General features: G+C 62.0%; 14 protein-coding genes. 11 read left to right on the top strand and 3 right to left on the bottom strand.

All coding sequences use genetic code 11. The annotated features are described in order from the left end of the window. Positions 1-184 precede the first annotated feature (184 nt). The 7 genes from F7R20_RS11370 (at position 185) to F7R20_RS11400 (ending at position 11,966) form a co-directional block, all read left to right on the top strand. On the top strand, positions 185-1,642 hold the full coding sequence (locus F7R20_RS11370; RefSeq protein WP_003201770.1) for a serralysin family metalloprotease: 1,458 nt from the start codon (positions 185-187) through the stop codon (positions 1,640-1,642). A gap of 55 nt (positions 1,643-1,697) precedes the next feature. Next, positions 1,698-2,135 (top strand): AprI/Inh family metalloprotease inhibitor, encoded by a 438-nt coding sequence (locus F7R20_RS11375; RefSeq protein WP_371916703.1) that lies wholly within the window; start codon positions 1,698-1,700, stop codon positions 2,133-2,135. 139 nt (positions 2,136-2,274) lie between these two features. Continuing rightward, positions 2,275-4,074: a type I secretion system permease/ATPase gene (locus tag F7R20_RS11380; protein WP_003201775.1), complete on the top strand. Its 1,800-nt coding sequence runs from the start codon at positions 2,275-2,277 to the stop codon at positions 4,072-4,074. Continuing rightward, positions 4,071-5,405 carry an HlyD family type I secretion periplasmic adaptor subunit gene (locus F7R20_RS11385; RefSeq protein ID WP_013693340.1) on the top strand — a complete coding sequence of 445 codons (1,335 nt, stop codon included), beginning with the start codon at positions 4,071-4,073 and terminating at the stop codon, positions 5,403-5,405. The genes F7R20_RS11380 and F7R20_RS11385 overlap by 4 nt, the downstream gene beginning before the upstream one ends. Before the next feature lie 14 nt (positions 5,406-5,419). Then, the gene (locus F7R20_RS11390) at positions 5,420-6,769 is read left to right on the top strand and encodes a TolC family outer membrane protein (protein WP_003201779.1); all 1,350 of its coding nucleotides are present in this window, start codon (positions 5,420-5,422) and stop codon (positions 6,767-6,769) included. 187 nt (positions 6,770-6,956) lie between these two features. Next, positions 6,957-10,049 carry an autotransporter serine protease gene (locus F7R20_RS11395; RefSeq protein ID WP_003201781.1) on the top strand — a complete coding sequence of 1,031 codons (3,093 nt, stop codon included), beginning with the start codon at positions 6,957-6,959 and terminating at the stop codon, positions 10,047-10,049. Positions 10,050-10,112: 63 nt separating this feature from the next. After that, entirely contained in the window at positions 10,113-11,966 is a 1,854-nt protein-coding gene (locus tag F7R20_RS11400; protein WP_003201783.1) for a polyurethane esterase, read from the top strand. Between the two features lie 253 nt (positions 11,967-12,219). On the opposite strand, the gene F7R20_RS11405 is transcribed toward F7R20_RS11400, so the two are convergent. Next, the gene (locus F7R20_RS11405; RefSeq protein ID WP_003201785.1) at positions 12,220-12,444 is read right to left on the bottom strand and encodes a YgdI/YgdR family lipoprotein; all 225 of its coding nucleotides are present in this window, start codon (positions 12,442-12,444) and stop codon (positions 12,220-12,222) included. A gap of 220 nt (positions 12,445-12,664) precedes the next feature. On the opposite strand from F7R20_RS11405, the gene F7R20_RS11410 reads away from it, so the two are divergent. The 3 genes from F7R20_RS11410 (at position 12,665) to F7R20_RS11420 (ending at position 18,828) form a co-directional block, all read left to right on the top strand. Continuing rightward, a complete protein-coding gene (locus tag F7R20_RS11410; RefSeq protein WP_003201787.1) occupies positions 12,665-14,395 on the top strand; it encodes a VRR-NUC domain-containing protein in 1,731 nt (576 codons plus the stop codon). Then, a complete protein-coding gene (locus tag F7R20_RS11415; protein WP_003201789.1) occupies positions 14,392-16,722 on the top strand; it encodes an ATP-dependent DNA helicase in 2,331 nt (776 codons plus the stop codon). The genes F7R20_RS11410 and F7R20_RS11415 overlap by 4 nt, the downstream gene beginning before the upstream one ends. A gap of 177 nt (positions 16,723-16,899) precedes the next feature. Next, a complete protein-coding gene (locus tag F7R20_RS11420; protein ID WP_003201791.1) occupies positions 16,900-18,828 on the top strand; it encodes a hybrid sensor histidine kinase/response regulator in 1,929 nt (642 codons plus the stop codon). A 43-nt stretch (positions 18,829-18,871) separates the two neighbouring features. Here the strand turns inward: F7R20_RS11420 and F7R20_RS11425 are convergent, their stop codons facing one another. After that, the gene (locus F7R20_RS11425; protein ID WP_003201793.1) at positions 18,872-19,102 is read right to left on the bottom strand and encodes a hypothetical protein; all 231 of its coding nucleotides are present in this window, start codon (positions 19,100-19,102) and stop codon (positions 18,872-18,874) included. A 153-nt stretch (positions 19,103-19,255) separates the two neighbouring features. On the opposite strand from F7R20_RS11425, the gene F7R20_RS11430 reads away from it, so the two are divergent. Continuing rightward, a complete protein-coding gene (locus F7R20_RS11430; protein WP_003201795.1) occupies positions 19,256-19,792 on the top strand; it encodes a hypothetical protein in 537 nt (178 codons plus the stop codon). Between the two features lie 12 nt (positions 19,793-19,804). On the opposite strand, the gene F7R20_RS11435 is transcribed toward F7R20_RS11430, so the two are convergent. Continuing rightward, a complete protein-coding gene (locus tag F7R20_RS11435; RefSeq protein WP_003201797.1) occupies positions 19,805-21,142 on the bottom strand; it encodes a cation:proton antiporter in 1,338 nt (445 codons plus the stop codon). Positions 21,143-21,491 lie beyond the last annotated feature (349 nt).

Genomic DNA, 21,491 nt, shown 5'->3' on the forward strand with positions numbered 1-21,491 from the left:
CAGAACCCTATTATTTATGGGCGTTAAGGGTGGGGCGTGAAATTGAACGAAAAAAATTGCTAGACGTTTGATTTCCAATTGTGTCAGGTTTCTTACGTCCTCATTGGGCGAGTGATAGGACGATCTCGCCAGAGATTGTCTGTCTGACTAAAACTGTTCCATTTGCAAACAAGGAAGTATGTTTATGTCGAAAGTCAAAAGCAGCGCTATTGATTCTGCCGAACAACTCCTCTGGGCGCCGCAATCATTGGCAGCTGCCAGTAGTGCGTTCAACCAGATCAATAGTTTCAGCCACCAATACGACCGGGGCGGTAACCTGACTGTCAACGGCAAACCGTCGTACTCTGTCGACGAGGCGGCCACTCAGTTGCTGCGCGACGGCGCGGCTTACCAGGACCGGGACGGCAGCGGCAAGATCGAGCTGACCTACACCTTCCTCACTTCCGCCTCTTCCAGCACCATGAACAAGCATGGAATCAGCGGCTTCAGCCAGTTCAGTGCGCAGCAGAAAGGCCAGGCGGCCCTGGCCATGCAATCCTGGGCGGACGTGGCCAACGTCACCTTTGCCGAAAAAGCCAGCGGCGGCGATGGTCACATGACCTTCGGCAACTACAGCGGCGGCCAGGATGGCGCGGCGGCGTTCGCTTATCTGCCAGGGACGGGTGCCGGCTATGACGGGACCTCCTGGTACCTGATCAACAGCAGCTACACCCAGAACAAGAACCCGGACCTGAACAACTACGGCCGCCAGACCCTGACCCACGAAATCGGTCACACCCTCGGCCTGGCCCACCCGGGTGACTACAACGCTGGTGAAGGCAGCCCGACCTACGATGACGCCACTTATGGCCAGGACACCCGTGGCTACAGCGTCATGAGCTACTGGAGTGAAAGCAATACCGACCAGAACTTCAGCAAGGGTGGCGTCGAAGCCTACGCATCCGGTCCGCTGATGGATGACATCGCGGCCATCCAGAAGCTCTATGGTGCCAACACCACGACCCGTACCGGCGATTCGACCTACGGTTTCAACTCCAACACCGGACGCGATTTTCTCAGTGCGTCTTCGTCGTCGGACAAAGTGGTGTTTTCGGTATGGGACGCGGGCGGTCGCGACACCCTGGATTTCTCCGGTTTCACCCAGAACCAGAAAATCAACCTCAATGACGCCTCGTTCTCCGATGTTGGCGGCATGGTAGGCAACGTCTCCATCGCCAAGGGTGCCGTCATCGAAAACGCCATCGGCGGCGCGGGCAGCGACTTGCTGATCGGCAACTCGGTGGCCAACGAACTCAAGGGCGGCGCGGGCAACGATATCCTTTGGGGGGCCGGCGGTGCAGACAAGCTCTGGGGTGGCTCGGGGTCGGACACATTTGTGTTCGCCGCCAGTTCCGATTCGCGGCCGGGAGCGACGGACCAGATCCTCGATTTCGTCAGCGGCCTGGACAAGATCGACCTGACCGGTATCACCAAGGGCGCGGGCCTGCACTTCGTGAGCGCGTTCACCGGGGCGGCGGGCGATGCGGTGTTGTCGACATCGGCTGGCAACAGCCTGCTGTCGGTGGACTTCTCCGGGCACGGCGTGGCTGACTTCCTGGTCAGCACCGTTGGCCAGGCAGCGGTCTCGGATATCGTGGCCTGATGTCCATGTCCCGCGGGGGCGGCTGCCCCTGCGGGACCCCGGCCAGGATGAAAAAATGCGTAGAAAATTCATGCCCAGTAGCGTTCAGGCAACCGCCGGGTTGCTCGCTACGCTGATGATGTTTTGTGGAGAAGTCGCCATGGCGCGCAGTCTGTTGTTAGCAGAACCCTCGCAGTTGGCCGGTCAGTGGCAGGCTGTTCTGTCGAGCCCGCAGGACAATGCGCAAACCCAGGCGATGCAGGACAAACCGTCCAACAGTTGCCTCGTCGAACTCAAGGTGGACCAGACCCTGGGCGGGCAAACCGATTGCCTGGGCCAATGGTTGGGGGATGAACCGGTTCGTTGGTTCACCGAACCCGACGGACTTTCCCTGATCGGCAAACAAGACTCCAGGACTCACTTGGGGCTGCGTCAGGGAGATCATTATCAAATGACCTTGAAGTCCGGTTTGATACTCAGGCTTGAGCGGAATAAATCCCAGAGTGCTCATTAACGAGTGAGTACAGTTGAGCCTTGATCGAAGTGCGCTTGTTCAAACAGGCGTGCGTTTCGGTGTGGACCGAATTGAAAAACAAAGATTGGTAAGTTGAATAACGGGCCCGTTCGCGGGCAAGCCAACTGCAAGGAAGATCATGAATAGGGTAAGGAGCGTTGCCGCGGCGCCGCTGTTTAAAGCGCTGGGCGATTATAAAAATATTCTGATCAGTGTTGGATGTTTTACCGCGCTGATTAATGTCCTGATGCTCGCACCTTCGATTTATATGCTCCAAGTGTATGACCGCGGGTTGTCATCACAGAACGAGACCACGCTGGCGATGTTGTCATTGATGGTCGTCGGCTTCTTCGTATTCATCGGGCTGCTGGAGATGGTCCGCAGCTTCGTGGTCATCCGCATCGGCAGCCAGTTGGAGAGACGCTTCAATCTCCAGGTGTACAAGGCCGCGTTCGAGCGCAATCTGCGCCAGGGTGAAGGCAACGCCGGGCAATCCCTGGGCGACCTCACGCATATTCGCCAATTCCTCACCGGGCCGGCGCTGTTCGCTTTCTTCGACGCGCCGTGGTTTCCCATCTATCTGCTGGTGATCTACCTGTTCAACGTGTGGCTCGGCGTGTTTGCCTCCATCGGCACGCTGCTGCTGATCGGCCTGGCCTGTCTGAACGAGGCCATGACCAAAAGAGCCTTGGGGCAGGCCAGCGTCTACTCGCAACAATCCACTCAACTGGCTACCAGCCATTTGCACAACGCCGAGACGATCCAGGCCATGGGCATGCTCGGAGCGCTGCGCAGCCGCTGGTTCACCGTGCACTCACGGTTTCTCGGCTTGCAGAACCAGGCCAGCGACACCGGCGCGGTCATCAGCTCCCTGAGCAAGACCCTGCGCCTGTGCCTGCAATCGCTGGTGTTGGGCTTGGGCGCACTGCTGGTGATCAAGGGCGAGATGACCGCCGGGATGATGATTGCCGGCTCGATTCTGATGGGACGGGTATTGAGCCCCATCGACCAGTTGATCGCCGTGTGGAAGCAGTGGAGCGGCGCCAAGCTGGCTTACCGGCGTCTCGACGCGCTGTTGCAGGCATTTGCGCCCCAGGATGACGGCATGACGCTGCCAGCGCCCAAGGGCCAGGTGAGCTTCGAACAAGTGAGCGCAGGGCCACCAGGGCAACGCAACGCGACGCTGCAGCAGGTCAGCTTCAGCTTGGCTGCCGGGGAAGTGCTCGGCGTGCTGGGGGCGTCCGGCTCCGGCAAGTCCACCCTGGCCCGAGTCCTGGTGGGTGTGTGGCCGACCTTCGCGGGTACGGTGCGCCTCGACGGGGCCGACATTCATCGCTGGAATCGCGAGCAACTCGGCCCGCACATCGGCTATCTGCCCCAGGACATCGAGCTGTTCAGCGGCAGTATTGCCGAGAACATCTCCCGGTTTCGCCAAGCCGATCCGCAAAAAGTCGTTGCCGCCGCGCAGCAGGCCGGGGTCCATGAGTTGATCCTGCGCCTGCCCCAGGGCTATGACACGGTGCTGGGGGAGGACGGCGGTGGTTTGTCCGGCGGGCAGAAACAACGGGTTGCGCTGGCCCGGGCGATGTACGACCGGCCGAGCCTGGTGGTGCTCGACGAACCTAACTCCAACCTCGACACGGTTGGCGAAGCGGCGCTCGCCAGTGCCATCGCGCAGATGAAGACCCAGGGCACCAGTGTCGTGCTGGTCACTCATCGTTCCTCGGCACTCGCCCAGGCCGACAAGTTGCTGGTGCTCGACGAAGGCCGGCTACAAGCCTTCGGCCCAAGCCAGCAAGTGTTGCGGGCGCTTTCCGGCCAGTCGGGCCAACAGGACAACGCGCCGCGCAGCTCACCGCCGAACAGTCCCCAGACGGCCCCCAACGGACTGAGCATGAGTCGCCAGTACCAGGCTGCCAGCAAACCGGGTGGCACATGAGCAAGGAACTCGACATGAATCTCGAACATTCTCAGGACGTTGAGCACCCGGAGCGCGACGCCCGCTTCTTCACCCGCATGGGCTGGGCGCTGGCGCTTGTTGGCGCGGGCAGTTTTTTTACCTGGGCCAGCCTGGCGCCGCTGGACCAGGGCATCCCCGTGCAAGGCACCGTGGTGGTTTCAGGTAAGCGCAAGGCGGTGCAATCGATGAGCAGCGGTGTGGTCAGCCGGATCCTGGTGCGCGAAGGCGAAGTGGTGAAGCAGGGTCAGCCGCTGTTCCGCCTGGACCAGACCCAGGCCGCCGCCGACGTGCAATCGCTGCAGGCGCAGTACCGGATGACCTGGGCAAGCCTGGCGCGCTGGCAAAGCGAGCGAGACAACCTGTTGCAGGTGAGTTTCCCGGCTGAGCTGAGTCGCGATCCCGACCCACGCCTGGCCCTTGTGCTTGAAGGCCAGCGGCAACTGTTCAGCAGCCGCCGCGAAGCCTTCGCCCGGGAGCAGGCTGCGTTGCGCGCCAACATCGAGGGTGCGGCGGCGCAACTGGCGGGCATGCGTCGGGCCCGCAGCGACCTGACCGCCCAAGCCGAATCCCTGCGCCTGCAACTGGGCAACCTGCAACCCTTGGCCGACAACGGCTACATCCCGCGCAACCGATTGCTGGACTATCAACGCCAACTGTCGCAAGTGCAGCAGGAACTCGCGCAGAACAGCGGCGAAAGCGGGCGAGTGGAGCAGGGGATCGTCGAGTCGCGCCTGAAGCTGCAGCAGCATCACGAGGAATACCAGAAAGAGGTGCGCAGCCAATTGGCCGACGCCCAGCTCAAGAGCGAAACCCTGCAACAGCAATTGAAATCCGCCGGATTCGAGCTGCAACACAGCGAAATCCTCGCCACCGCCGATGGCATCGCCGTCAACCTGGGGGTGCATACCGAGGGCGCGGTGGTACGCCAGGGCGACACCTTGTTGGAAATCGTCCCCCAAGGCACGCGGTTGGAGGTGGAAGGGCATTTGCCGGTGCACCTGATCGACAAGGTCGGCCCGCATTTGCCGGTGGACATCCTGTTTACCGCCTTCAACCAGAACCGCACGCCAAGGGTGCCGGGGGAAGTCAGTTTGATTTCCGCCGACCAGATGCTCGATGAGAAGACCGGCGCGCCGTATTACGTCCTGCGCAGCAGCGTCAGCGACGTGGCGATGGACAAGCTCAACGGCCTGGTGATCAAGCCCGGCATGCCGGCCGAGATGTTCGTGCGCACGGGCGAGCGCTCGTTGCTCAACTACCTGTTCAAACCGCTGCTCGACCGAGCCGGCTCTGCGTTGACCGAAGAATAAGGATGTCCGGCGGTATGAAGCGTTTCTATTGGCTGGCCGTGCTGGCCGTTTCCGTGTGCAACAACGCCTGGGCCATGGGGCCCTTCGAGTTCTACGAGCAGGCCCTGCGCAATGACCCGGTCTACCTGGGCGCGATCAAGGAGCGCGATGCGGGCCTGGAAAATCGCGCCATTGGCCGCGCCGGGCTGTTGCCGCACCTGGGCTACAGCTACAACAAAGGTCGCAACCAATCCAAGGTCACGTACCTCAACGATCGCGGCGCCAGTCAGCATGACGATCGCAACTACAGCAGCTACGGCTCCAGCCTGACACTGCAACAACCGCTGCTGGACTATGAGGCGTACGCGGCCTACCGCAAGGGCGTGGCCCAGGCGCTGTTCGCCGACGAAAGTTTTCGTGGCAAGAGCCAGGAGTTGTTGGTGCGGGTGCTGAGTTATTACACCCAGGCGCTATTCGCCCAGGACCAGATTGACATTGCCCTGGCCAAGAAAAAGGCGTTCGAGCAGCAATTCCACCAGAACGAGCATCTGTTTCGCCAGGGCGAAGGTACGCGCACCGACATCCTCGAGGCGCAGGCGCGCTATGAACTGGCTATCGCCGAAGAGATCGAGGCGCGCGATGAGCAGGACGCCGCCTTGCGTGAACTGGGCTCGCTGATTGGCGTCCCGGCCCTGGATATCGGCGACCTGGCCCCGTTGCACGACACCTTCCAGACCTTTGCCTTGCAACCGGCCAGTTTCGACACCTGGCATGAGCTGGCGGTGAGCAATAACCCCAACCTGGCATCCCAGCGCCAAGCGGTGGACGTGGCGCGTTTCGAGGTGGAGCGCAACCGCGCCGGGCACCTGCCCAAGGTCAGCGCCTACGCGACGATGCGCCAGAACGAATCGGAAAGTGGCAACACCTACAACCAGCGCTACGACACCAACACCATCGGCCTGGAAGTCAGTGTGCCGCTGTACGCCGGTGGCGGGGTCTCGGCGTCGACCCGCCAGGCCAGCCGCAATATGGAACAAGCCGAATACGAGCTGGATGCCAAGACCCGCGAGACGCTGATCGAATTGCGCCGCCAGTTCAGCGCCTGCGTGTCCGGGGCGAACAAACTGCGCGCTTATCAGAAGGCCCTGAGCTCCGCTGAAGCACTGGTGGTCTCGACCCGGCAAAGCATCCTTGGCGGCGAGCGGGTCAACCTCGACGCACTCAATGCCGAGCAACAGCTCTACACCACCCGCCGCGACCTGGCCCAGGCCCGTTACGACTACCTCATGGCCTGGACCAAGCTGCATTACTACGCCGGCACCCTCGGCCCGCAGGACCTGGCGAAGGTGGATGAGGCGTTTGTGTCCCGGGCGCCAATTCAATGATCGGCGCTTTGTCTTTGTGGCGAGGGGATTTATCTGTGGGAGCAAAGCTTGCTCGCGGTGCAGGCGCCTCGGTTCCAGAGATACCGCGTTGTTTTTATCGCGGGCAAGCCTTGCTCCCACAGATAAATCCCCTCGCCACAGAAGGTATTTTCAGCAATTCATAAAACGCTACTAAGGATGGTTCGTGATGAAAGTCGATAACAAAAAACAGCCCGGACAGACGGGCCGCGTGTTTCTGCTCAAGGCCCTCAACCGCGCCGTGCTCTGCGCCCTGGCGACCTTGGGCATGGCCCAGGCGGCGCCTTATGTCGAGAGCGGCAGGGCGGGCAACCCGGACAGCTGGCGCAGCAGCGAATTCAACGCCGAATGGGGGCTGGGAGCCATCAACGCGCAACAGGCCTACGCCGCCGGGTATACCGGCAAGGGCGTCAAGCTGGGGATCTTCGACCAGCCGGTCTACGCGGCGCACCCAGAGTTCTCCGGCACCGGCAAAGTCGTGACGCTGGTCACCAGCGGCATCCGTGAGTACACCGACCCCTACATCCCGGTGAAGGCCGGTGATGCGTTCCGCTACGACGGTTCACCCACTGTGGGCTCCGATGGCAAGCTGGGTTCCCACGGCACCCATGTCGGCGGGATCGCTGCCGGCAGTCGCGATGGCAGCCCGATGCACGGTGTGGCGTACAATGCGCAGATCATCAGCGCCGACAACGGCGACCCGGGCCCCGAGGATGGCATCATCCTGGGCAACGATGGCGCGGTGTACAAGGCGGGTTGGGACGCGTTGATCGCCAGCGGCGCACGCATCATCAACAACAGCTGGGGCATCGGCATCACCGATCGTTTCGACCTGGGCGGCCGCGATCCGGCGTTCCCGCACTTCACCGTGCAGGACGCGCAACTGCAATTCGATCAGATCAAGCCGCTGCTGGGCACCAAGCCCGGCGGCGCCTACGAGGGCGCCATCGCCGCGGCCCGCAGCGGGATCGTGACGATCTTCGCCGCCGGCAACGACTACAACCTCAATAACCCCGACGCCATCGCGGGCCTGGCGTATTTCGTGCCGGACATCGCGCCGAACTGGCTCACCGTGGCGGCGCTGCAAATCAACCCCGACACCGCCAGCGCCGATCCGTACACCATCAGCACCTTCTCGTCGCGCTGCGGCTACACCGCCAGTTTCTGCGTGTCGGCACCGGGCACACGGGTCTACAGCGCCGTGATTGGCGGCACCAGTGCCGACGACCTGACCGTCGGCTACGCCAACAAGAGCGGCACCTCCATGGCCGCGCCCCATGTTGCCGGCAGCGTGGCGGTGTTGATGGAGCGTTTCCCGTACATGACCGGCGCCCAGGTCGCCAGCGTGCTGCGCACCACCGCTACCGACATGGGCGCGCCGGGCGTCGATGCGTTGTACGGCTGGGGCATGATCAACCTGGGCAAGGCCATCGACGGTCCATCGATGCTGGTGACCGAGCAGGACATTCCCGAGGAATTTCGCATCGAGGGCGCCTACGGCTCCGGTCAGTTCGTGGTGGACCTGCCGGGCATTGGCGCGATCATCGATGCTGGCAAATCCACGGAGCGGGTGTGCAGTGGCATCCAATGTGGCCTGGACGTTTGGCGCAACGACATCGCGGGTCACGGCGGGCTGACCAAGGAGGGCATCGGCACCCTGGTGCTCACCGGCGCAAACACCTACAGCGGGCCAACCCTGGTCAATCAAGGACGGCTGGCAGTCAATGGCTCGCTGGCCTCGGCCGTTACCGTCAATGACGGCGGCATCCTTGGTGGCAACGGGCGCATCGCCAGCCTGACCGCCAACCGCGGCGGCAGCGTGGCGCCCGGTAACTCCATCGGCACGTTGCAAGTGGCCGGCGACGTGACGTTCCAGCCCGGTTCGAACTACGCGGTGGAGGTCTCGCCCACCTCCAGCGACCTGATCGTGGCCGGCGGCAAGGCCTCCATTGACGGGGCGACGGTGTCGCTGTCCCTGGAAAACAGCCCGACGCTGCTGACGGCCGGCGACGTGAAAAGCCTGCTGGGCAGGCAGTTCAATATCTTGCAGGCCGTCGATGGTATTGACGGGCGCTTCGCTGAAGTCTTGCCCAACTATGCGTTTCTGGGGGGCGACCTGGCGTACAGCGCCAGTGGCATTCAACTGGCGGTCGAGCGTAACGATGCGTCGTTTGCCAGCCTCGGCTTGACGCCTAACCAGCGTTCCGTCGCCTCGGCCGCCGAACAATTGGGCGCGGGCAACGGACTCTACGAAGCCTTGCTGCTTTCGCCCAGCGCCGCCGTGGCGCAACAGGCATTCCAGCAACTGTCTGGTGAAATCCATCCGGCCATTGGCACGCTGCTGATCAACGACAGCCGTCAATTGCGCGACGCCGTGGGGGATCGCCTGCGCCAGGACGCACTGTACGACGCCGGTACGCCGACCGATGCCAGCAGCAATGCCTGGTTCAAGGTGCTGGGTGCTTGGGGCAAGAACGATGGCGGACATGATCACGCCAGTACGACCAGCTCCATCGGCGGGCTGCTGGCCGGTGTCGACGGCCTGATCAGCGACCAGACGCGACTGGGCTTCGTCACCGGCTACAGCGACAGTTCGTTGAGCATGGGCGACGGCACCCACTCTTCGGCCAAGGCCGACAGCTATCACCTGGGCGTCTATCTGGGGCATGAGATCGACGCGCTGCGCCTGACCGTCGGCGGCGCCCACAGCTGGCATCGCATCGACGTCAAGCGGGACCTGCAATGGGGTGACGTCAGCGGCCGAGAGAAAACCAAGCGCGATGCCCGGACCACCCAGCTCTTCACCGAAGCGGCGTATCGCCTCGACTTGCAACCGGTCGCCCTGGAGCCGTTTGCCAACCTGGCCTATGTGCACCTGGACAGCGACAGCTTCCATGAGAAAGGCGACAACGCAGCCCTGCACGCTGGCGACGACCGTCGCGATGCCGTGCTCTCGACCCTGGGCGTGCGGGCCAGCCACACCCTGGCCCTGTCGGATAAACAACAACTGCAGCTGTCCGGCTCCCTCGGCTGGCAGCACAACCTGAGCAACACCACGTCCGAACAGGATCTGGCATTTGCCGACAGCAGCAGCACTTTCGCGGTGCAGAGCGTGTCCATGGACCGCAACGCTGCTGTGATCGGCGCCCGTGCCGGACTCGCGGTCGCCAAGGATGTGCGGGTCAACCTCGATTACAACGGCCTGCTCGGCTCCCGGGATAAATCCCATGGCGTGGGCTTGACGCTGGATTGGCAGTTCTGACCAGGAGCAAGGAAGTCTTGCCACCCGGTTCCCGCATTCCAACAACAAAAGAGAGCAACAACCATGGGTATCTACGACTACAAGAACCTCGGCACTACCGAGTCCAAGGCACTGGTCAGCGACGCAATGGCGATCATGCTGTATTCCTACCACAACCTCGACAACGGCTTTGCCGCCGGTTACCAGCACAACGGCTTCGGTGCCGGCCTGCCGGCGACCCTGGTGACTGCGCTGCTGGGCGGCACCGATTCCCAAGGGGTGATTCCCGGCGTGCCGTGGAATCCCGACTCGGAAAAACTGGCCCTGGAGGCGGTACAGAAGGCCGGCTGGACGCCCATCAGCGCCGATCAACTGGGTTACGCCGGCAAGGTGGATGGCCGCGGGACGTTTTTTGGTGAAAAGGCCGGCTACACCACCGCGCAGGTAGAGATCCTCGGCAAGTACGACGCCGAGGGTCACTTGCAGGAAATCGGCGTGTCGTTTCGCGGCACCAGTGGCCCTAGGGAAAACCTGATTGGCGATTCCATCGGCGACGTGATCAACGACCTGATGGCCGCGCTGGGGCCCAAGGACTATGCGAAAAACTACGTCGGCGAAGCCTTTGGCAACCTGCTGGGGGACGTCGCGAAGTTTGCCCAGGCCCATGGCCTGACGGGCAACGACGTGCTGGTCAGCGGCCACAGCCTGGGTGGGCTGGCGGTCAACAGCCTGGCGGACTTGAGCGCGAGCAAATGGTCAGGGTTCTACTCCAGTGCCAACTACATCGCCTACGCCTCGCCAACCCAGAGCAGTACCGACAAGGTCTTGAACATCGGCTACGAGAACGATCCGGTGTTCCGCGCCCTGGACGGCTCGACGTTCAACCTCGCGTCGGTGGGTGTGCACGATGGGCAACAGGAATCGGCCACTAACAATATCGTCAGCTTCAACGACCACTACGCTTCGACGGCATGGAACGTGTTGCCGTTTTCCATTCTCAACATCCCCACCTGGATTTCCCACCTGCCTACCGGCTATGGTGATGGCATGGGCCGGATCATGGGCTCGGTGTTCTACGACCTCACCGAAAAAGACTCCACCATCATCGTCGCCAACCTGTCGGACCCTGCGCGCGCCAATACCTGGGTGCAAGACCTCAACCGCAATGCTGAAACCCACACCGGCAGCACGTTCATCATCGGCAGCGACAGCAATGACCTGATCCAGGGCGGCCAGGGCAACGACTACCTGGAAGGCCGCGCCGGCAACGACACCTTTCGCGATGGCGGTGGCTACAACGTGATCCTGGGCGGGCAGGGGAGCAACAGCCTGCAACTGCAGCAGTCGGTGAAGGATTTCAGTTTCGCCCACGACGGGGCCGGGACGCTGTATATGCGCGACGCCCATGGCGCGATCAGCATCACCCGCGACATCGGCACGTTGGTCAGTAAGGAGTCCGGGTTGTTCTGGGGGCTGCTCAAGGATGAAGTGAGCCACAGTGTCACCGCCAATGGCCTGGTGGCCGGTGCCAACCTGACGGCGTATGCCTCTTCGATCAAGGGCAGCGCGGCCAACGACACCTTGGTGGCGGGAGCGAAGGGTGACTGGCTGTTCGGCCAGGACGGCAACGATGTGCTGGTGGGCGGCGCGGGTAACGACACCTTCGTCGGTGGTGCAGGCAATGACCAGATGCAAGCGGGAGGCGGCAGTGACACTTTCCTCTTCAACGCCGCCTTCGGCCACGACCGGATCAGCGGCTACGACGCGGGGGACAAGCTGGTGTTCCTCGGCGTACCAGGTGCCGGGGCAGGTCATGACTACAGCCAGTACCTGTCACAAGTGGGCAATGACACGCTGCTCAAGGTGGGCGACAGTTCCGTGACCCTGGTGGGCGTAGGTCTCGGTCAGGTGGGGGGCGAAGGGATCGTGTTCGCCTGATATCGCCATCGCGAGCAAGCTCGCTCCCACAGTGGATCTCGGGTGTATGCAGTATTTGTGTTCATCACCGAACCTTGTGGGAGCGAGCTTGCTCGCGATTGGGCCGGCACATCCAACCCCGCTGCTACTGACTCACCGCTATCGCGAGCAAGCTCGCTCCCACAGTGGGTCACAGGTGTGTACTGGATTTGTGTTCACCACCGAGACTTTGTGGGAGCTCGCGATGGCGGTGCAGCAGGCGAATCACCGGTAATCAGTCTTCCTTGCGAATGGTTGCCACATCATCGGCGCGCACCCGGACTTTCCTGCCGGAAATATCCTCGAACTCGTAGAAACCGTCAGCGGTGCGGGTATTGGGGGTGTCCTTGGTCAAATACTGGGTACCGTTCTGCAAGGTCACCACGGTTGGCGACGCGCAGCCAGCCAGAGCCAGAAATGCCACGGCGACCATGGGCAGGCCCAGAAACCTGATGTTCATAACCATAACCTCTCAATCAAAAGGACACGGCGCAACTGATTCGACCGCGCCATCATGTTAGTCAACCGCCATTGGTCTCGCTTGCTGTAGGAAAGTTCATCGCTAGCTGAAGGATTTCATCTTAAATATAGGAGACCGTTCATCTTTTGCTGTTGCCTGGCTGGTTTACAGCTGTTATCTGTATGCATAACCAGTATCCGATATCCTTGGTGTTCTTTCCGTGGCAGTCCGTTCCCTCGACGATCCGTTTTACTACCTGAACAACTTCCAGCAGGTGCTCGCTTGGTTGACGCAGCGTTATGCCGATGTGCTCAGCACTGACGAGCAGCGTTTCATCGAGCACTTCGCCGCGCTGCCGCGTGGTGCCCAGGGCTTGCTGGTGCGGATGGTGATGCGCAAGGGGCTTCGGTTTCGCCATAGCAAGCTGCACTACCCGGAAATTGGCGACATCGGCGCCGCGGTCGCGCCACTGCTGGCGCTGGGTTGGGTCGAGAAAGAGGCCCCCATCGGGCTCGCCGAACTGTTCGAGGTGCTGCTCAAGCCGGAAATCCTCCTGTGCCTGGGTCACCTGATCGAACAGCCCAAGGCGAAAAAGACCGAATGGCTCCAGGCCTTGGACGAGCGCCTCAACCAGTCCCAGCCGTTCCGTGCCTGGTGCCCGCAGCTGGACGACAGGCTGTACAGCCTGACGATCATGAATCTGTGTGACCGGCTGCGGTTGATGTTTTTCGGCAACCTTTACCAGGATTGGTCGGAATTCGTCCTGTCGGACCTGGGCATCTTCACCTACGAAACCGTCGAGTTCAGTGCCGAGTCACGGGGGTTGCGCAGCCGCGAGGACGTCGATGCCTGCCTGTTCCTGCACGACTGCCAGCAGCGCTTCGAAGCTGGCGAGTCCCTGGAAGAGATCGTCGCCCAGGTCAACGAGCTGTCCCTGGACAATCCGTGGCTGGAGCGGCGCCGGGGCAAGTTGTTGTTCCAGATTGGCCAGCACGGCGAACGCATCGGTGACTTCGCCTTGGCCTTGGGCATCTATCGCGCTTGCGCTTACCCGGGGGCGCGGTTGCGGATGGTCCGGGTGCTGGAACGCATCGGCGAATACGCCCTGGCCCTTGAACTGGGCGAGGTGGCGATGCAGGCACCGCAAAGTGCCGCCGAAACCCAGGCCTTGCTGCGGATCGTGCCCCGTCTTCGGCGCAAGTTGGGCGGGCCGCCGGTGCCACGGAGCCTGGCCCGGGAAGTGGAGCGCCTGGAACTGCAACTGCCGCGCGTCGATCCGACCTTGTCGGTGGAGTACCACGTCCAGGCCCACCTGCACGACGAAACCGCGCCAGTGCATTACGTCGAGAACAGCCTGATCAATTCGCTGTTCGGCCTGCTGTGCTGGCCGGCGATCTTCGCGCCGTTGCCGGGCGCGTTTTTCCACCCGTTCCAACGCGGGCCGGTGGACCTGCTCAACGAAGATTTCCATGCCCGTCGCGCCGAGCTGTTCGCAGCTTGCCTGGCAGAGTTGGACGATGGCCGCTATCGGCAGACCATCGGCCGTCGCTATGCCGAAAAGCGGGGCGTGCAGTCGCCTTTCGTATTCTGGGGCGCGCTGTCCGAGCCCTTGCTGGAGCAAGCCCTCGATTGCCTGCCGGCCGCGCATCTCAAGCACTGGTTTGACCGTCTGCTGCTGGACATCAAGGCCAATCGCGCCGGTATGCCGGACCTGATCCAGTTCTGGCCGCAGCACAAGACCTACCGCATGATCGAAGTCAAAGGCCCTGGCGATCGGCTGCAAGACAACCAGCTACGCTGGCTGGAGTTCTGCCATGAACACCAGATGCCCGTTGCCGTTTGTTATGTGCAATGGGCAGAGTCAGCCATCGCGAGCGAGCTCGCTCCCACATGGGATGAGTCACCACAGATCACCTGTGGGAGCGAGCTTGCTCGCGATGGGGCCGCATGAACCCGGCACCCAGCTACAGCATCGCCGTGCGGGCATTGTGTGAGTTCACCGCCAAGGTGGGTGACCTTGACCTGCGCTTCACACCTTCGCCCACGGCCCTGGAAGGCATCGCCGGCCATCGCACCGTGGCCTCGCGGCGCAGCGAGGGTTATCAGGCTGAAGTGGCCCTCGAAGGTCATTACCAGACACTGACAGTCAAAGGCCGGGCCGATGGCTACGACCCCGTTCGCCAATGCCTTGAAGAAGTGAAGACCTACCGGGGTGAGCTGGCCAAGCAGCCAGCCAATCATCGCCAGCTGCATTGGGCCCAGGCGAAAATCTATGGCGGGTTGATGTGCCAGAAACTGCAATTGCCGCACATCGACGTGGCTCTGGTGTACTTCGACATCGTCAGCGAAAAGGAAACCTGCATCACCCAACGTTTCGAGGCGACACAGCTGCAAGCCTTCTTCGAAGCGCAATGCGCGTTGTTCCTGGCCTGGGCCGAACAGGAAATGGCCCATCGACAGGCGCGCAACCTCGGCGCGCAATCGCTGGTATTTCCCCATGCGGGTTTCAGGTCGGGGCAACGGCACCTGGCCGAATCGGTGTTCAAGGCCGTCAGCACCGGCCGCTGCCTGATGGCCCAGGCGCCAACGGGCATCGGCAAGACCGTCGGTACCTTGTTCCCAATGCTCAAGGCTTTGGCGCCGCAGCAACTGGACAAAGTGTACTTCCTCACAGCGAAAACCCCAGGGCGCAAGCTGGCCCTGGATGCGGCGCGGGTGATCACCCACGGCGCGTCGTCAATGCCATTGCGGGTGCTGGAAATGATCGCCCGGGACAAGGCTTGCGAACACCCGGACAAGGCATGCCATGGCGAATCCTGCCCACTGGCCCGCGGTTTCTACGACCGCTTGCCGGGCGCCCGGGCAGCAGCGAGCCAGGTCACGTTGCTCGACCAGGCGGCGTTGCGCGAGATTGCGCTGGCCCATGAGGTCTGCCCGTATTACCTCAGCCAGGAAATGGCCCGCTGGGCCGACGTGGTGGTGGCCGACTACAACTATTACTTCGACTTCAGCGCGTTGCTCTTCGGCCTGGCCCAGGCCAACGGCTGGACTGTCGCGACCTTGGTGGATGAAGCCCATAACCTGGTGGAGCGCGGGCGGCAGATGTACAGCGCGACCCTCGACCAGGCCACGCTGACCAGCGTGCGCAAAACCGCCCCCGAACCGCTGAAGAAATCCCTCGATAGGGTCAATCGCCAGTGGAACGCCTTGCATGCGCCCCAGGTGGCGGCCTATCAGGCTTATGAAAAACTGCCGGAAAAACTGCTCCAGGCCCTGGCCAACTGCACGACGGCTATCGGCGATTACCTCAACGATCATCCCCAGGGCCTGGACAGCGGATTGCAGGCGTTTTACTTCGACGCGTTGCAGTTTGGCCGGGTGGCGGAAACCTTCGACGAGCACTTTCTGTTCGACATCCACAAGCGCGAACTTGGCCGCCAGCGCAGCCTGTCTACGCTGTGCCTGCGCAACGTGGTGCCGGCCGCATTCCTGCGGCCCAGGCTGACGGCGGCCCGCAGCACGGTGCTGTTTTCCGCGACCTTGAGCCCCCGGCACTACTACGCAGATTTGTTGGGGACGCCGGGCGACACGGTATGGATCGACGTGGAATCGCCGTTCAAGGCCGAACAACTGGACGTGCAGGTTGTCAGCCGCATTTCCACCCGTTTTGCCCACCGCCAGGCGTCCCTGGAACCCATTGCCGCGTTGATGGCCCGCCAGTTCAGCGAGCGCCCAGGCAACTACCTGGCTTTTTTCAGCAGCTTCGATTACTTGCAGCAAGTGGCGGGGTTGTTTGCCGAGCGGTACCCGCAAATTGCGCTTTGGACGCAATCGCGCGGCATGGGCGAAGCCCCCCGGCAGGCGTTTATCGAGCGGTTCATGGAGCACAGCCAAGGCATTGGCTTTGCGGTGCTGGGCGGTGCGTTCGGCGAGGGCATCGATTTGCCGGGTTCACGCCTGATCGGCGCGTTCATCGCCACCTTGGGGCTGGCGCAGTTCAACCCGGTCAATGAGCAGATGAAACAACGCATGGCGGCGATCTTTGGCGATGGTTACGACTACACCTACTTGTATCCCGGCCTGCAAAAAGTCGTGCAGGCGGCCGGCCGCGTAATCCGCACCCAGCAGGATCGCGGGGTGGTATTGCTGATCGATGACCGGTTTGGCGAGGCCAGGGTGCAGCACTTATTGCCGCGTTGGTGGTCTGTCACTCAGGAAACACACCCCGCCACCTGTAGGAGCGAGCTTGCTCGCGATGGCGGTCTGTCAGTGACATGAAGGCTGGCTGAAACACCGCCATCGCGAGCAAGCTCGCTCCCACAGGGGAATCCATCAGGGCTTGGGTTTGTGAATAGCCTGGGAGACCTGAGTATTGCGCTCCCAAAGCTCAATAATTTTTCCTGGCGCCAGACTTGTTCCATACTCCGCAAAAGTCCACACGGATGCCCCGGCCAGATGCTTGAGAACGCCCCCAAGACCCCACTCATGAACGAGGAACAGCGTTTTCGCCTGCTCATCGACGCTGTGGTCGACTACGCCATCTACATGACCGACCCATCGGGCATCATCACCAGCTGGAACTCTGGCGCCAGGCGTTTCAAGGGCTACGCGGAGTCCGAGATCCTGGGCCAGCATTTCTCCCGTTTCTATACCGATCAGGACCGCGCCGCCGGCCTGCCGCAACGGGCGCTGGACACGGCTGTGCAGGAGGGGCGCTTTGAAGGTGAGGGTTGGCGGGTGCGCAAGGACGGTACGCTGTTCTGGTCCCATGTGGTGATCGATCCGATCATCGACAGCCAGAGCGGCACCTTGCTTGGTTTCGCCAAGATCACCCGCGACCTGACCGATCGCAAGATGGCCGAGGAAACCCTCAAGCAAAGCGAGCAGCAGTTCCGCCTGCTGGTGCAAAGCGTCACCGATTACGCCATCTACATGCTCGACCCGCAAGGCCAGGTCACCAACTGGAACCTGGGGGCGCAGCGGATCAAGGGTTACCTACCGGCCGAAGCCATCGGCCAGCATTTCTCGATGTTCTACACCCCCGAAGATCGCGATACCGGCGAACCGCAGCGCGCGTTGAGCATCGCCGCCAGCGAAGGGCGTTTCGAGAAGAAGGGCTGGCGCATGCGCAAGGATGGCACGCGCTTCATGGCCCACGTCGTCATCGATGCGATTCGCAGCGACACCGGCACGCTGTTGGGCTTTGCCAAGATCACCCGCGACATTACCGATGCCACCCAGGCCCAGCAGGCCCTCGAACAGGCCCGCGAGGCGCTGTTCCAATCCCAGAAACTGCAAGCCATCGGCCAGCTCACCGGCGGCATCGCCCATGATTTCAACAACCTGTTGACGGTCATCCTTGGCAACCTGGAGATCGTGCGCAAGCGCATGCCCAACGAGCCGAAACTCACTCAATTGCTGGACAACGCGACCCAGGGCGCGCTGCGCGGGGTTTCGCTGACCCAGCGCATGCTGGCGTTTGCCCGCCGGCAAAAACTGACCTACGAATCGGTCGAGCTGTCGGCCCTGGTGCAGGGTATCAGCGGCCTGCTGCAAAGCTCCCTGGGCCCGTCGATACACATCCAGACCCGTTTCGCCGAGGCGCTGTCGCCGGTGTTGGCCGATGTCAACCAACTGGAACTGGCGATTCTCAACCTGGCGACCAACGCCCGGGACGCCATGCCCCATGGCGGCCAGCTCATGATTACTGCCGATGAGCGGCAAGGGTGTGATGCGGCCCCGGACAAGCCGATGGCTCCCGGGCGCTACATTTGCCTGGCGATTACCGATGAAGGCGAGGGCATGGATGAAGCCACGCTGGCCTCGGCCGTGGACCCGTTTTTCACCACCAAGGGCGTTGGCAAGGGCACGGGCCTGGGGTTGTCCATGGTGCATGGCCTGGCGGAGCAGTTGGGGGGACGTCTGACGCTCAGGAGCCAGAAAGGTGTCGGTACCACCGCGCAGTTGTGGCTACCGGTGGCGAACAACCCGGCACCGGGTAAAGCGTCGATCCAGGAAGCAACACAGCCGGTCGACGAGTTGAAAGTGCTGGTGGTCGATGATGACAGCCTGGTGCTGACCAGCACGCGCCTGCTGATCGAAGACCTCGGGCACCGGGTCCTTTGCGCAGCCTCGGGCGCCCAGGCGCTGGAGTTGCATGAGCGCAACCCGGACATCGACCTGGTGATCACCGACATGGCCATGCCGCAGATGGACGGTGCGCAGCTGGCGAAACTGTTGCGCGACCGCCAACCGACCTTGCCCATCATCCTGGCCACCGGTTATGCCGAACGCCTGGAAGGTTTCGCCACGCAATTGCCTCGGTTGATCAAGCCGTTCAAGCAGATTGACCTGGTGCAGATCATTGGGCAGACGATGAAATAGCCAGGAGCGCAACGTCCGCCTCCTTTGGTGAGGGAGCAGCCGCCTATTCGGTATTCTTCTTGAACCCACGCAAATTCATCGCACACAGGCAAAACTGCAACACGATCAATGCATACGCGTGGGTATGAAGCCCCCAGATCACCCACAGAATATTGCTGGCAATAAAACAACTGAATCCCGCCACCCGGCGTCGCGGTTGACGTGAGCCGATCAACCAGGCGGCCAGCACCGTGACGAGCATCGCTGGCCATTGCACCCATCCAAGATAATCCACACAAGCGTCCTCTTGCCCATATGAACTAGAGACCTTGGCGGTCAGGGAGTGTTTCCTCGGGCGCTTGATGCCCCTGCGGTCCATTGGCTTGAACTTGCCGTGTGCCGGGTTCTTCTAATGAGTCCGAATCATCATCGAGGCTCAGCCTGCGCAATGCCCAGAATACTCACCGGGCCAACCCCGGAAGAAGAACTGACGGAACACAACGCCAAACTGTTCGGCTCGCCCAAGGAACGACTGGATTTCTATCGCCGGGAGATCCAGTACGAGACCAGCATTCTGGCCAACCGAACCGATGCTTACCTCGCCGCGCAATCTTTCCTGGTGATCGCCTTTGCCTCATGCATGGCCAACTTGAACCCGGAATGGGGCAAGTTGTTCACGCTGATCGTGCCGCCATTCCTGGCCTTGCTGGGCTTCTTGAGCTCACTCAATGCCTGGCCGGGCATCAAGGCGGCCTACGAGATCATCGATCATTGGCATTTCAAACAGAGCGAGTTATTGCGCGCCGAACCCTTGATGGGCCTGGCCTACGACGAGTCGCCGCTGTTCAGCGAGCGGGAATCGACGCACAAAGGCTACCGCAAGTCGCTGCTGTTCTCGGTGCGTACGCCATGGATCTTCGCCACCTTCTGGGTGTTGCTGGGGGTGTATTCGGTCTATATCCAGATGGGCGATCCTGGCGGTTGAGACACGCTCGTCTCAGCCCGAATGCTTGCGGCGCTCATACCATGCCAGGGTCGGTTGGGTCGTGACACCATGGACCAGAATGCTCAACGCCACCACCGACAGGGTGAGGTTGATGCACAGTTGCGCCACCTCCGGCTGCAGGTCATGGTTCAAGGCAAAAAACAGATAAAACAGGCTGCCGATCCCGCGGATGCCAAACCAGCCGATCAGCAGCCGCTGCGGTCCGTCGAGCAATCGCCCCCAGGGCATCGCCAGGACGCTTAGCGGGCGGATGACGGCAAACAGCAGGGCACCGATCGCCAAGGCCCGCCAGTCCCAATGGTTGGCCAGCACGACGCCGAGCAGGGTGACCAGGAACACTTCCATCGATCGCTCCACCAGGCTGCCGAATGCGAGCATGTCGCTCATCATGACCCCAGCGGCCAATTGACCATCGTCCAGCGACTCGGTATCGCCCAGGACAGCCTGCTGGGGATCGACGGTTTCGTGGCCCACCACCGGTTGCACCAAGTGCTCTGCCGGCGGCGCCGCTTCATCGGTGGACTTGACCTCGGCCTGGCGCAGCCCCAGGCCGGCGGCGAACACTGAGAGAAAGCCGTAGCCCTGGATCCATTCGGCCACGACGTAGGCCAAGGCAATCAGCGCCAGGGCCAGGTAGTCATTGGGCGACAGCGTGCTGTCGGCATTCTTGATGCGCATCGACAAGGTCAGCTTGCCAATCCCGCGGCCCATCCAGTAGCCGACCAGCAAACCGGCCGGCACCGCCCACAGGACGTTACGCAGCAGCCACTCACCGAGAAAACCGCTGCCGTCGTCGCGCAGCATCAACAGGCCGAAGATCACAAAGGGAAACGCCGTCCCGTCGTTCAGTCCCGCTTCGCCCGACAGGCCGAAACGCACCCGGTCGTCATCCCGCGCGTCGTTGACCTGCACCAGCGCCGCCAGCACCGGATCGGTAGGTGCCAGCATCGCGCCGATCAGCATCGACACGCCCCAACTGAGCCCGAACAGATAATGCAATGCCAGGCACAGGCCGGCGATGCACAGGATCATCACCGGCCCGGCCAGCCCAAAGGCCACGCGCCAGGCACGGTTGTTGAGGGGCAAACGCAACTTGAGGCCGCTGACGAACAACGAAAACACCACCGCGACTTCCGTGAGGTGCTCCATCCAGACCGAGGAGTCGCTGATGTCCAGCTTCAGCACGTCCAATCCCATCGGCCCGATGGCGACGCCCAGCACCAGGCACATCGCCGAGGTGGTGACCGGCATCCAGCGCAGATAGGAGGAGGTCAGGGCCAGGGTCAGCAACACCGCACCGAGCACCGCTACCCATACCGTGAAAGTCATCGTTGCTCCTTGGATAGCAAGGGAGTCAGTCGCAACACCCTGTACGACCGCCAAGCACAATACTGTGGCGAGGGGATTTAGCGAAACGTCGCACCGCCCCGCTGTGGGAGCAAAGCTTGCTCGCGATGCAGGCGCCTCGGTTCCAGAGAGACCGCTTTGTTTTTATCGCGGGCAAGCCTTGCTCCCACAGATAAAACCCCTCGCCACAAGGGTGTTCACTTGCTGGTATTGGCGCACTTGTCCTCATTCGAGGGCTGGAGCGAAACGAGGGTTCCCCTCGTGAACGGACAACCCGTTTATCCGCCGGCCTTTCAACCCAACGGAATTTTTCGTCGTTGCCGGCGCTCTG

Origin of the sequence: Pseudomonas brassicacearum subsp. brassicacearum (assembly GCF_008801605.1) — a bacterium.
GTDB classification, from domain to species: Bacteria; Pseudomonadota; Gammaproteobacteria; order Pseudomonadales; family Pseudomonadaceae; genus Aquipseudomonas; species Aquipseudomonas brassicacearum.

Coding starts and splice junctions, on each gene's coding strand:
- F7R20_RS11395 (WP_003201781.1), top strand. CDS start 6,957: ATGAAAGTCGATAACAAAAAACAGCCCGGACAGACGGGCCGCGTGTTT.
- F7R20_RS11400 (WP_003201783.1), top strand. CDS start 10,113: ATGGGTATCTACGACTACAAGAACCTCGGCACTACCGAGTCCAAGGCA.
- F7R20_RS11430 (WP_003201795.1), top strand. CDS start 19,256: ATGCCCAGAATACTCACCGGGCCAACCCCGGAAGAAGAACTGACGGAA.
- F7R20_RS11370 (WP_003201770.1), top strand. CDS start 185: ATGTCGAAAGTCAAAAGCAGCGCTATTGATTCTGCCGAACAACTCCTC.
- F7R20_RS11420 (WP_003201791.1), top strand. CDS start 16,900: ATGCTTGAGAACGCCCCCAAGACCCCACTCATGAACGAGGAACAGCGT.
- F7R20_RS11435 (WP_003201797.1), bottom strand. CDS start 21,142: ATGACTTTCACGGTATGGGTAGCGGTGCTCGGTGCGGTGTTGCTGACC.
- F7R20_RS11385 (WP_013693340.1), top strand. CDS start 4,071: ATGAGCAAGGAACTCGACATGAATCTCGAACATTCTCAGGACGTTGAG.
- F7R20_RS11380 (WP_003201775.1), top strand. CDS start 2,275: ATGAATAGGGTAAGGAGCGTTGCCGCGGCGCCGCTGTTTAAAGCGCTG.
- F7R20_RS11375 (WP_371916703.1), top strand. CDS start 1,698: ATGCGTAGAAAATTCATGCCCAGTAGCGTTCAGGCAACCGCCGGGTTG.
- F7R20_RS11390 (WP_003201779.1), top strand. CDS start 5,420: ATGAAGCGTTTCTATTGGCTGGCCGTGCTGGCCGTTTCCGTGTGCAAC.
- F7R20_RS11405 (WP_003201785.1), bottom strand. CDS start 12,444: ATGAACATCAGGTTTCTGGGCCTGCCCATGGTCGCCGTGGCATTTCTG.
- F7R20_RS11415 (WP_003201789.1), top strand. CDS start 14,392: ATGAACCCGGCACCCAGCTACAGCATCGCCGTGCGGGCATTGTGTGAG.